The organism is Streptomyces sp. NPDC007084 (assembly GCF_040703595.1).
Taxonomy (GTDB): domain Bacteria; phylum Actinomycetota; class Actinomycetes; order Streptomycetales; family Streptomycetaceae; genus Streptomyces.
The window spans coordinates 312,570-324,543 of record NZ_JBEYFY010000001.1 but is presented as its reverse complement, the minus strand read 5'-3'; the positions used below and the strand labels follow the sequence as shown (position 1 = coordinate 324,543).

The window sequence follows — 11,974 nt, the reverse complement described above, 5'->3', positions numbered from 1 at the left end:
CGGGCGTCGGTCCACCACTTCGCGGTCGGCATACACATCATGAGGAAAGTACGCAAATCGCCTGACCCGAAAGTGAGGAAGCCATGACCCAGAACAAGGTCATGAAGCTGTGGACCGCGATCGTCACCGCGTTCCTGGCTCTGTGCACGACGCTCGGACTCATCACCACCACCGCGGCCGCCGCCGTACCGCAGGCCGTCGCGACCCGCAACACCGAGGTTGCCGAGACCACCCCGGCGGTCTCCCCCTGGGCCCTCTCCTTCAGCCGGGCACTGCCCCCGACGATGAAGCAACGGATCCGCGCCGAGGCCCATGGTTCCTCGCCGAGCTGCCGCCACCGCGCGCCGGCCGAGGAGGACGCGACGAACGCCGCCGCCCTGACCGAAACAGAGGGCTTGGCCGACCCCGCGGCCTGCTCCGAGCCCGCCGCCCTCTCGGCCCCCGATGCGGCCCCGGAGACGTCCCTCACGGCCTCGGTACCGCTCCAGCGCTGAGCGGCACGGGAACGAGTTCACACCGGAGAACCCTGTCGGGACGAGATCCGGGCCGCCGGGAGAAACCCGTACGGAGCACGACACCGTACGAGAGCCGACCCGAGAACCAAACGCGGGCCCCAAGGCCACGGCCAAGCACGGCTCCAAGGACACAGCCCAGCACAGGCTCCAAAGACACGAGCAAGTGCGGGCCCCCAAGAACAATCCGAGTAGGCCACAAAGGACAGAACCGGGTATGGACCCCGTCCCTGCCTGAGCTTCATCCTGGCCCGCACCGAAGCTCCCCCGACCCGGCACCCCATGCTCCCCGCGCGGCACGTACTCCTCTTCAGCAGCACCTTTATCAGCACCCCCAGCCCCCACCTCCTCCGACGTCTCTTGCAGAGACCTCATCGCACAGCCCCGCAGACTCCCTGACGTAGCGGCGAACTTGCGTACAAAGCACCCAGGGCAAAAGTCCCCCAACCGTGACCGGTTGGGGGACCGCGGTCGTTGCCTGCCGATCCATCGCGGTACTCGATCGACCGTCCGCCGGGGTTCGATGCCGGCCGCCCGCGTCCGCCCTTGCTGGTGTCAGGTGTTGGCGTCAGCGGCCGAGTGTGACCTTGACGAGATGCTGGCGAAGTCCATCAGTCCGTGACCCCGCACTGAACGGCCTGTTGCTGCTCACCCTCAGACGGTGATCACTGGCACCACACCCAGCCGCCGTGGACAGAAGAGATATCGGGTTCCACAGGGTTCGGGTTCGCCAAAAGATCAGGAACTGGCGACCTGCCTGCGTCGTTGCAGGATCCACCGGTGTACGAGGCCCCCGTAGACAGCGAAGGCCCCCGGACCACTGGTCCGGGGGCCTTCGACACTGTGGGGCTAACAGGATTTGAACCTGTGGCCTCATCCTTATCAGGGATGCGCTCTAACCAACTGAGCTATAGCCCCGCCGCGCTCTGCGGTGTGTGTCCCGCGCGCTGACCTCTGAAGATTAGCGCACGACGCGGCCAGTCCCAAAATCGATAGTCAGAGGGCGTTTGAAGGGGCCCTCACTCGTCCTCGGCGAGGGTCAGCTCGACGCCTCCGACGAAGCCCGCGGAGAGGTTGTAGATGAACGCGCCGAGGGTCGCCAGGGCCGTCGCGAGGACGACGTCGATGACCGCGATGACCGACGTGAACATCAGGACGTGCGGGAGTGAGAGGAACGACTGGAGGTCGAAGCCGTTCGACTCGTTCGAGCCCGTCGCCTCGGAGATCGTGCCGCCGACGGTCGAGAAGACGCCCATGGCGTCCATGACCATCCACAGCACGGCCGCCGCCACGATCGTGCAGATGCCGAGCGCGATGGAGAGCAGGAAGCTCACCTTCATCACCGACCACGGGTCGGCCTTGGCCACCCGCAGCCGCGCCTTGCGCGTACGCGGCGTGGTGCGCGCGCCGGTACGCGGCCAGCGGACCGCCCCCGCGGGCGCCTGCGCCGGGTACGCCTGCGGCGGGTGATACGGCTGGGCGGGCTGCTGCCCGTTCCGCTCGCCCGGCAGCGGTGAGCCCGGCGCCGCCGGTCCCGCCGACGGCCCGTTGGGCGCCGAGGGCGTCCCGACCGGGGCCGCCTGCCCGCCCGCGTACTGCTGAGTCTGCCGGCCTCGGGTGTCCGTCACAGTTCCCCCCTGGGATCCATGAGAGTCATGGGAGTCGTCCGCATCCATGGCGGGGCCACGGCCGCCGTCCGTTTCCGTACCGGTCGATCCGGCGCCCGTGGCTCCGCTCACGATGAACTCACTCCTCGCGCTACTCGGCCGAGGACGGATCGCCCTCTTCCGTGCCGACGGCCTCGACGCCCTCGGCGACGTCGTCGACAGCGTCTGCGCCGTCGACCTCCTCCGCCTCACGACCGGCCTCGGCGTTACGAGCGATACCGACGACGGCATCGCGCTTGCCCAGGTTGATCAGTTGGACGCCCATGGTGTCACGGCCCGTCTCCCTGACCTCGTTGACTCGCGTACGAATCACACCGCCGGAGAGCGTGATGGCGAGGATCTCGTCGGTCTCCTCGACCACCAGCGCACCGACGAGCGAACCGCGGTCCTCGACGATCTTGGCGGCCTTGATACCCAGGCCACCGCGACCCTGGACGCGGTACTCGTCGACGTTGGTCCGCTTCGCGTACCCACCGTCTGTGGCAGTGAACACGAACGTACCGGGTCGAACAACATTCATCGAGAGAAGCTCGTCGCTCTCGCGGAAACTCATTCCCTTGACGCCCGAGGTCGCACGGCCCATCGGGCGCAGCGCGTCGTCCGTTGCGGTGAACCTGATCGACTGGGCCTTCTTGCTGATCAGCAGCAGATCGTCCTCGGCCGAGACCAGCTCGGCTCCGATCAGTTCGTCGTCGGAACCGTCCTGTGTCTCGCGGAGATTGATCGCGATGACGCCGCCGGAACGGGGCGAATCGTAATCCTTGAGAGGCGTCTTCTTGACCAGTCCGCCCTTGGTGGCGAGCACCAGGTAGGGCGCAGCCTCGTAGTCGCGGATCGCGAGGATCTCGGCGATCGCCTCGTCCGGCTGGAAGGCCAGCAGGTTGGCGACGTGCTGCCCGCGCGCGTCCCGGCCGGCGTCCGGCAGTTCGTAGGCCTTGGCGCGGTAGACGCGGCCCTTGTTGGTGAAGAAGAGCAGCCAGTGGTGCGTGGTCGACACGAAGAAGTGGTCGACGATGTCGTCCTGCTTCAGCTTGGTGCCGCGCACGCCCTTGCCGCCGCGCTTCTGCGAGCGGTAGTCCTCGGTCTTGGTCCGCTTGATGTAGCCGCCGCGCGTGATGGTGACGACGATGTCCTCTTCGGCGATCAGGTCCTCGATGGACATGTCACCGTCGAACGGCACCAGCTTGGAGCGGCGGTCGTCGCCGAACTTCTCGACGATCGCGGCCAGCTCCTCGCTGATGATGCCGCGCTGGCGCACCGGCGACGCCAGGATCTCGTTGTACTCGCGGATCTTGGCCTGGAGTTCGTCGTGCTCCGAGATGATCTTCTGGCGCTCCAGGGCGGCCAGCCGACGGAGCTGCATCTCCAGGATCGCGTTCGCCTGGATCTCGTCGATCTCCAGGAGGCCCATCAGGCCCTCTCGCGCGATCTCCACGGTGTCACTGCGCCGGATGAGGGCGATGACCTCGTCGATGGCGTCCAGGGCCTTCAGGAGGCCGCGCAGGATGTGCGCGCGCTCCTCGGCCTTGCGCAGCCGGAACCGCGTACGCCGGACGATGACCTCGATCTGGTGCGTCACCCAGTGGCGGATGAACGCGTCCAGCGAGAGGGTGCGCGGCACGCCGTCGACCAGCGCCAGCATGTTGGCGCCGAAGTTCGTCTGGAGGTCGGTGTGCTTGTACAGGTTGTTCAGAACGACCTTGGCGACCGCGTCCCGCTTGAGCACGATCACCAGGCGCTGGCCGGTACGGGAACTGGTCTCGTCCCGGACGTCCGCGATGCCGCCGATCTTGCCGTCCTTGACGAGGTCGGCGATCTTCTGGGCGAGGTTGTCGGGGTTGACCTGGTAGGGCAGCTCGGTGACCACCAGGCACTGGCGGTTCTGGATCTCCTCGACCTCGACCACCGCGCGCATCGTGATGGAGCCGCGGCCCGTGCGGTACGCCTCCTCGATGCCCTTGCGGCCCACGACGAGGGCGCCGCTCGGGAAGTCGGGACCCTTGATGCGCTCGATCAGCGCGTCCAGCAGCTCCTCGTGGGAGGCCTCGGGGTTCTCCAGGTACCACTGGGCGCCGGCGGCGACCTCGCGCAGGTTGTGCGGCGGGATGTTGGTCGCCATGCCGACCGCGATACCGGCGGAGCCGTTGATCAGCAGGTTCGGGAAGCGGGCCGGCAGGACGGTCGGCTCCTGGGAGCGGCCGTCGTAGTTGTCCGTGAAGTCGACGGTCTCCTCGTCGATGTCACGGACCATCTCCATGGACAGCGGCATCAGCTTGCACTCGGTGTACCGCATGGCGGCGGCCGGGTCGTTGCCCGGGGAACCGAAGTTGCCGTTGGAGTCCACGAGCGGCATCCGCATCGACCACGGCTGCGCCAGGCGGACCAGCGCGTCGTAGATCGAGGAGTCACCGTGCGGGTGGTAGTTGCCCATGACGTCGCCGACGACGCGGGCGCACTTGTAGAAGCCCTTCTCGGGCCGGTAGCCGCCGTCGTACATGGCGTACAGGACGCGGCGGTGGACCGGCTTGAGGCCGTCCCGCACGTCGGGCAGCGCACGCGACACGATGACGGACATCGCGTAGTCGAGGTACGAGCGCTGCATCTCGGTCTCGAGCCCGACGGGCTCGACGCGCAGCGCGATCTCGCCCTCTTCGGGAATGCTCGGATCGGGAATGCTCGGAGTGTTCTCGTCGGCCATTGCTGGTGAAGATCCTTTCTGACGCGGTCAGGCTGAGACCGACTCAGATGTCGAGGAAGCGGACGTCCTTGGCGTTGCGCTGGATGAACGCGCGGCGGGCCTCGACGTCCTCGCCCATGAGGACGGAGAAGAGGTCGTCCGCCTGGGCGGCGTCGTCGAGGGTGACCTGGCCGAGGACGCGGTGCTCCTGGTCCATGGTCGTGATGCGCAGCTCCTCGGCGTTCATCTCACCGAGACCCTTGAAGCGCTGGATCGAGTCCTCGCGCACGCGCTTGCCCGCCTGGCGGCCCAGCTCGATCAGCGCGTCGCGCTCGCGGTCCGAGTACGCGTACTCGAAGTCGTCCCGGCCCCACTTGAGCTTGTAGAGCGGCGGGCGGGACAGGAACACGTGTCCGGCCTCGACCAGCGGCCGCATGAAGCGGAACAGGAAGGTCAGCAGCAGGGTGTTGATGTGCTGGCCGTCGACGTCGGCGTCCGCCATCAGGATGATCTTGTGATAGCGGAGCTTCTCGATGTCGAAGTCCTCGTGGACTCCGGTGCCGAAGGCGGAGATCAGTGCCTGGATCTCCTGGTTCTGCAGGATCTTGTCGATCCGGGCCTTCTCGACGTTGAGGATCTTTCCGCGGATCGGGAGGATCGCCTGGTACTGCGGGTTGCGGCCGGACTTGGCCGAACCGCCGGCGGAGTCACCCTCGACGATGAAGATCTCGCACTTGGTGGGGTCGTTCGACTGGCAGTCGGACAGCTTGCCCGGCAGGGACGCCGACTCCAGCAGGCCCTTGCGACGGGTGAGGTCGCGCGCCTTGCGGGCCGCCACGCGCGCGGTGGCCGCCTGGATCGACTTGCGGATGATGTCCGCGGCCTCGTTCGGGTTGCGGTCCAGCCAGTCGTTGAGGTGCTCGTAGACCGCCTTCTGGACGAAGGTCTTGGCCTCCGTGTTGCCCAGCTTGGTCTTGGTCTGGCCCTCGAACTGCGGCTCGCTCAGCTTGACCGAGATGATCGCGGTCAGACCCTCGCGGATGTCGTCACCCGTGAGGTTGTCGTCCTTCTCGCGGAGCAGCTTCTTGTCGCGCGCGTACTTGTTGATGAGCGAGGTCAGCGCCGCACGGAAGCCCTCCTCGTGCGTACCGCCCTCGTGGGTGTGGATGATGTTGGCGAAGGAGTAGACGCCCTCGCTGTAGCCGCTGTTCCACTGCATCGCGACTTCGAGGGACAGGCTCTTGTCCTTGTCCTCCGCCTCGAGGTCGATGACGGTGGGGTGCACCACGTCTCCCTTGCGGGAGTTGAGGTACTTCACGAAGTCGACGATGCCGCCTTCGTAGTGGTACGTGACGGACTTGACCTCGTCCTTCTCGTCCGCGCCGGCCTCGTCCGCGCCCGCGGTGGCCTTCGCCGAGTCGCGCTCGTCGGTGAGCCTGATCGTCAGGCCCTTGTTGAGGAACGCCATCTCCTGGAAGCGCCGCGAGAGCGTCTCGAAGGAGTACTCCGTGGTCTCGAAGATGTCCGGGTCGGCCCAGAAGGTGACCGACGTGCCCGTCTCGTCCGTGGCCTCGTGCTGGACCAGGGGGGCGGTCGGAACGCCCATCTTGTAGTCCTGCGTGTGGCGGTGGCCGTCTGTCTTGACCTCGACGGAGACCTTGCTCGACAGGGCGTTCACGACGGAGACGCCGACGCCGTGCAGACCGCCGGAGACCGCGTAGCCGCCGCCGCCGAACTTGCCGCCCGCGTGCAGGACGGTCAGCACGACCTCCAGGGCGGGCTTGCCCTCGGAGGCGACGATGCCCACCGGGATACCCCGGCCGTTGTCGACGACGCGGACACCGCCGTCCGGGAGGATCGTGACGTCGATCGTGTCGGCGTGGCCGGCCAGCGCCTCGTCGACCGAGTTGTCCACGACCTCGTACACGAGGTGGTGGAGTCCACGCTCACCGGTCGAGCCGATGTACATGCCGGGTCGCTTGCGGACCGCGTCCAGACCCTCGAGGACGGTGATGGCGCTGGCGTCGTACGAGGCGGTGACCTCGCCGTTGGCGCCGGCGTCGGTGGACGGGATGTTCTCGTTGGGGTTGCCGGAATCGGCCACGAAGCGCCCTTTCTGGCACAGCACAAGCCGAACTCCCGGCGGGTGGCCGGAGCGGCTGCGGCGTGTTGCGTTGGTAAGCCTTAGTCAGCGTTGCTCGGTGCGTCCCACAAGTGGGGGCGGGATTAGCTTCCAGTCTACCGGTAGCGCCGACAGTGATGGGGGTTTGCCGGTACCTGAGTCCGCATGTGCCGCCCTGAACCGGTCTCGGCCGACTCCCCATATACGGCCCCGGGCCCAAAGAGGCTCACAGCGGCACTCAGCGCTTCCAGGTGTCAACCCTTGGCTACTGGGAAGTCAGGTCGGTCTTCGCACCCGCATCCGGTTGCGCTCGCCGGCCGCGCGGTGCGCCCCGGGCTCGGCCGTACGGGGTGCCGCGAACGGTCGCGGAAACGGTTCGCTTACGCCTGTGACCAGGAAGAACAGGCACGCCAGTGGCGCATGAGACGGGAGGTGAACCGGGAGCGGGCCCGAGGGGCGCGCGGGTGATCTTCCCCGGAACGGCTGGGTCGCGGGTCCGCGGGGCCGGCCGGTCGCGGCACGGCCGTCACCCGTAGGTGTCGCCGGGCCCCTTGCTGCCGGGGGCGCGCAGTGGCCCGTACCGGCGCTCGGGGCCGCCGGGGCCCAGAACCTTGATCAGACGTACGGCGCCGTGGCCGAGGTCCTGGTTGAGCCGCGCGACGAGCTGCGGGGCCAGCAGGCGGAGCTGGGTGGCCCAGGCGGTCGAGTCGCACTGCACGGTCAGGACCCGCTCGGCCGGGTCCTCGTCGTAGCGCAGCGGAACGCAGTGCTTGGCCAGGTCCTCGCCGACGATCTGCGGCCAGCGCCCCATCACGCCGCCCACCGCGGCCGGGGTCTCCCAGCCGCGTTCGGTGAGCAGCCGGTTGATGGCCGCGCCGAGCGCCATGGGGTCGCGCCCGTCGGCGCGCGCGCCGGAGCGCAGGCCGCCGCCGCGGCGGGCCTGCTTCTTCTGCTGGGCCGCGTCCCCCCGCGCGCGTGCCTGTTCCTTGGCGGCGCGCAGCGCCACGCGCGCGAGGTCGACGCCAGAGGGTTCGGGGGTCTTCTTGCGGTCGCCGTCCCCGGACGCGCCCTCGGCACCGGCTCCCGATGTGTTCTCCGTCATACGCGCTCCACCGTGCCGTCGGACACGGCGTACCGCGTCCCCGTCAGGACCCCCGGCACGTCGTCGTCCACGGCGGCCGTCACCAGCACCTGCTCGCCCGGGGCCACGAGTTCCGCGAGCCGCTCGCGCCGGCGGCTGTCGAGTTCGGCGAACACGTCGTCGAGGACCAGCACCGGTTCATTGCCCTCCGCGCGGAGCAGGTCGTACGAGGCCAGCCGCAGGGCGAGCGCGTAGGACCAGGACTCGCCGTGCGAGGCGTACCCCTTGGCGGGGAGCTGGCCGAGCTTGAGCACCAGGTCGTCGCGGTGGGGCCCCACTAGGGTGACGCCGCGCTCGATCTCGGACTTGCGGGACTCCTTCAAGGCGGCGATGAGCTGGGCGTACAGCTCCTCGCGCGCGGGGCCCGCGATGCCGGGCGAGGAGGGCTTGTACTCAAGGGCGACGGGCCCGCCGCCGGGCGCGAGCTGCTCGTACGCCTTGTCGGCCAGCGGCTGGATCGCGGCGACCAGGTCGAGACGCTGGGCGAGCAGTTCGGCGCCCACGCGCGCGAGGTGCTGGTCCCACACGTCGAGGGTGGACAGGTCCATGGTGCGGCCGCCGTGCCGGCGGGCCAGCGCGGCCGACTTCAGGAGGGTGTTGCGCTGCTTGAGGACACGGTCGTAGTCGGAGCGGACGCCCGCCATGCGCGGGGAGCGGGCGGTGATCAGCTCGTCGAGGAAGCGGCGCCGCTCGCCGGGGTCGCCCTTGACCAGGGCGAGGTCCTCGGGCGCGAACAGCACGGTCCGTACGATGCCGAGCACGTCTCGGGGCCTGACCTGGGAGGACCTGTTGATGCGGGCGCGGTTGGCCTTGCCCGGGTTCAGCTCCAGCTCGATGAGCTGCTGGCGTTCCCCCTGGCGGACGTTGGCCCGCACGATGGCCCGTTCGGCGCCCATACGGACCAGAGGCGCGTCGGAGGAGACCCGGTGGCTGCCGAGGGTGGCGAGGTAGCCGACGGCCTCGACCAGGTTCGTCTTGCCCTGTCCGTTGGGCCCGACGAACGCGGTGACGCCCGGGTCGAGCGGAACCTCGACCCGGGCGTACGAGCGGAAGTCGGCCAGCGACAGATGCGTGACGTGCATGGTCGTTCGCCGACCTCCCCCAGCGTGGTGTTTCGGGTTCTCCCTGGGGTCCGGGCCGCCCCGGTCCCCAGGTTCTTTCCCCGGTTGTGGACAACCGGGTCACCCCGGGTGTGGACGACCCGGGGTGTCGATCAGGCCTTCTCGACGGCGTGGCCGCCGAACTGGTTGCGCAGCGCCGCGATCATCTTCATCTGCGGCGAGTCGTCCTGCCGCGAGGCGAAGCGGGCGAACAGCGACGCGGTGATCGCGGGCAGCGGCACCGCGTTGTCGATGGCGGCCTCGACCGTCCACCGGCCCTCGCCGGAGTCCTGGGCGAAGCCCTTGAGCTTGTCGAGGTGCTCGTCCTCGTCCAGCGCGTTGACCGCGAGGTCGAGCAGCCAGGAGCGGATGACGGTGCCCTCCTGCCAGGAGCGGAAGACCTCGCGCACGTCGGTGACGGAGTCGACCTTCTCCAGCAGCTCCCAGCCCTCGGCGTAGGCCTGCATCATGGCGTACTCGATGCCGTTGTGGACCATCTTCGCGAAGTGGCCCGCGCCGACCTTGCCGGCGTGCACCGAGCCGAAGTCGCCCTCGGGCTTGAGCGCGTCGAAGACCGGCTGGACCTTCTCGACGTTCTCGGGGGTTCCGCCGTACATCAGCGCGTAGCCGTTCTCCAGGCCCCAGACGCCGCCGGAGACACCGCAGTCGACGAAGCCGATGCCCTTGATGCCCAGCTCGACGGCGTGCTTCTCGTCGTCCGTCCAGCGGGAGTTGCCGCCGTCCACCACGACGTCGCCCGGCTCCAGCAGGGAGGCCAGCTCGTCGATGGTGGCCTGGGTCGCGGCACCGGCCGGGACCATCACCCACACCACGCGGGGGCCCTTGAGCCTGCCCACGAGTTCTTCCAGGCTGTGGACATCGGCGAGGTCCGGGTTGCGGTCGTATCCGATGACGGTGTGGCCTGCGCGGCGGATCCGCTCGCGCATGTTGCCGCCCATCTTGCCGAGGCCGACGAGACCGAGCTCCATCAGTTGTTCCTTAGGGTTGCGACGTGGCGTGAGGGCACTCTCGTACCTGGGTCCGAGCCTAGACCGGGGGGTACCACCCACGCCTTTCGGGCACCGGGGGAACACCTGCGCATCTGGGGGCACAGCCGCTCAGACGTGTACACCGTCCTGTCCCGTCCGCGAGACGGTCGGCCGGACCCGCCAGCCCGCCGACCCTCGGGACCGGCGGGCTCCAGGGGTCAGCCCGAGAGGCGGACCGGCATGATCAGGTACTTGTAGGCGTCGTCCGCCTCGGCGTCCAGCGCGGGCCTGCCGCTCAGCAGCGCCGGTTTGGTGGACGTCGTGAAGGAGAGCTGCGCGACCGGCGAGTCGATGGCGCTCAGCCCGTCGAGCAGGAAGGTCGGGTTGAAGGCGATCGACACGTCGTCGCCCTCCAACTGGGCGTCGACTCTTTCCACAGCCTGTGCGTCGTCGCTGGAACCGGCCTCCAGGATGAGCACGCCCTGCTCGAAGCTCAGCCGCACCGGGGTGTTCCGCTCGGCGACCAGGGCCACACGCTTGACGGCCTCCACGAAGGGGGCGGTCTCGATCACCGCGATCGAGTTGAACTCGGTCGGGAACAGCGAGCGGTACTTCGGCAGGTCGCCTTCGAGCAGCCGGGTCGTCGTACGCCGCCCGGCGCCCTCGAAGCCGATGAGGCCCTCGCCGGCACCGGAGCCGGAGAGCGCCAGGATGACGTTGTCGCCGCTCGTGAGCGCCTTGGCGGTGTCCAGGAGGGTCTTGGCGGGCACCAGGGCCACGGCGGACGCCTCGGGGTTCTCCGGCTTCCACAGGAACTCGCGGACCGCGAAGCGGTAGCGGTCGGTGGACGCCAGGGTGACCGTGTCGCCCTCGATCTCGATGCGCACACCGGTGAGCACCGGAAGCGTGTCGTCACGCCCGGCGGCGATGGCCACCTGGGCGGCGGCGGAGGCGAAGACCTCGCCGGGAACGGTGCCCGTCGCCGACGGCATCTGCGGCAGCGCCGGGTACTCCTCCACAGGCAGTGTGTGCAGCGTGAAGCGCGAGGAGCCGCAGACCACGGTCGCCCGTACACCGTCTGTGGAAATCTCCACCGGCCGGTTGGGGAGCGCGCGGCAGATGTCGGCGAGGAGCCGGCCGGACACGAGGACCGTGCCCTCCTCGTCGATCTCCGCGTCCACCGAGACGCGCGCCGAGACCTCGTAGTCGAAGCTGGAGAGGCTCAGGGCGCCCTCCTCGGCCTTCAGAAGGAGGCCGGCGAGCACAGGCGCCGGCGGACGGGCCGGGAGGCTGCGTGCCGCCCAGGCCACTGCCTCCGCGAGTACGTCGCGTTCCACCCGGATCTTCACCGTTGCCGCCTCCGTCTGTTGCCGGCGCTCTCGCCCTGCTGGCCTTCGTCGTCTGGGTCGGTGTCGTTCGGTCCTGTGAGGGGAAGGACACCGGGGACCAGTCTGACGCACAGCGCTGACAGTCGTTGCCCCTCGGGGTCAAGTCGTACCGAGCGGCAGTCGAGGCGCCGGGAGCGAGTTGTGCACAGCCCCGTCTTCGAAACGTTTCCCAGGCTCTCTCTAGTTGGTCTTAGTAGTAGGCCCTGTGGAAACCGTGGATAACCCCGTCTTCGCAGCTCAGAGGCGGTTTTTTGTCCACTGACCCTGTGGGCGGAGGCGGTGGACAACCCGGCGTCTCTGTGGACGGCGAAAAGTTCTGCACACTCGATGCACAGGCCGGGGCGACTTCTCCCCAGCGCCGTCCCCAGCTTTACCCCC

At 68.8% G+C, this 11,974-nt stretch carries 8 protein-coding genes and 1 tRNA gene; 1 reads left to right on the top strand and 8 read right to left on the bottom strand.

The genetic code is table 11. The features are described 5' to 3' along the window. The first annotated feature begins 83 nt into the window (after window positions 1–83). Window positions 84–494: a DUF6344 domain-containing protein gene (locus AB0912_RS01525; RefSeq protein ID WP_366695513.1), complete on the top strand. Its 411-nt coding sequence runs from the start codon at window positions 84–86 to the stop codon at window positions 492–494. Window positions 495–1,356: 862 nt separating this feature from the next. On the opposite strand, the gene AB0912_RS01520 is transcribed toward AB0912_RS01525, so the two are convergent. The 8 genes from AB0912_RS01520 to dnaN form a co-directional block, all read right to left on the bottom strand. Next, window positions 1,357–1,430 (bottom strand) — tRNA-Ile (locus AB0912_RS01520). Between the two features lie 101 nt (window positions 1,431–1,531). Continuing rightward, window positions 1,532–2,251 (bottom strand): DUF3566 domain-containing protein, encoded by a 720-nt coding sequence (locus AB0912_RS01515; RefSeq protein ID WP_366695511.1) that lies wholly within the window; start codon window positions 2,249–2,251, stop codon window positions 1,532–1,534. Window positions 2,252–2,270: 19 nt separating this feature from the next. Beyond that, window positions 2,271–4,877: a DNA gyrase subunit A gene (gyrA, locus tag AB0912_RS01510; protein ID WP_366695509.1), complete on the bottom strand. Its 2,607-nt coding sequence runs from the start codon at window positions 4,875–4,877 to the stop codon at window positions 2,271–2,273. A 43-nt stretch (window positions 4,878–4,920) separates the two neighbouring features. Further along, the gene (gyrB, locus tag AB0912_RS01505; RefSeq protein ID WP_366695507.1) at window positions 4,921–6,984 is read right to left on the bottom strand and encodes a DNA topoisomerase (ATP-hydrolyzing) subunit B; all 2,064 of its coding nucleotides are present in this window, start codon (window positions 6,982–6,984) and stop codon (window positions 4,921–4,923) included. 520 nt (window positions 6,985–7,504) lie between these two features. Then, window positions 7,505–8,080 carry a DciA family protein gene (locus AB0912_RS01500; RefSeq protein ID WP_366695505.1) on the bottom strand — a complete coding sequence of 192 codons (576 nt, stop codon included), beginning with the start codon at window positions 8,078–8,080 and terminating at the stop codon, window positions 7,505–7,507. Continuing rightward, the gene (gene recF, locus AB0912_RS01495; protein WP_366695503.1) at window positions 8,077–9,201 is read right to left on the bottom strand and encodes a DNA replication/repair protein RecF; all 1,125 of its coding nucleotides are present in this window, start codon (window positions 9,199–9,201) and stop codon (window positions 8,077–8,079) included. Before recF ends, AB0912_RS01500 begins: the two co-directional genes overlap by 4 nt. A 131-nt stretch (window positions 9,202–9,332) precedes the next feature. Beyond that, window positions 9,333–10,208, bottom strand: a complete 876-nt coding sequence (gene gnd / locus AB0912_RS01490) for a phosphogluconate dehydrogenase (NAD(+)-dependent, decarboxylating) (protein ID WP_366695501.1) — start codon at window positions 10,206–10,208, stop codon at window positions 9,333–9,335. 218 nt (window positions 10,209–10,426) lie between these two features. Next, window positions 10,427–11,557 carry a DNA polymerase III subunit beta gene (gene dnaN / locus AB0912_RS01485; RefSeq protein ID WP_366695499.1) on the bottom strand — a complete coding sequence of 377 codons (1,131 nt, stop codon included), beginning with the start codon at window positions 11,555–11,557 and terminating at the stop codon, window positions 10,427–10,429. Window positions 11,558–11,974 lie beyond the last annotated feature (417 nt).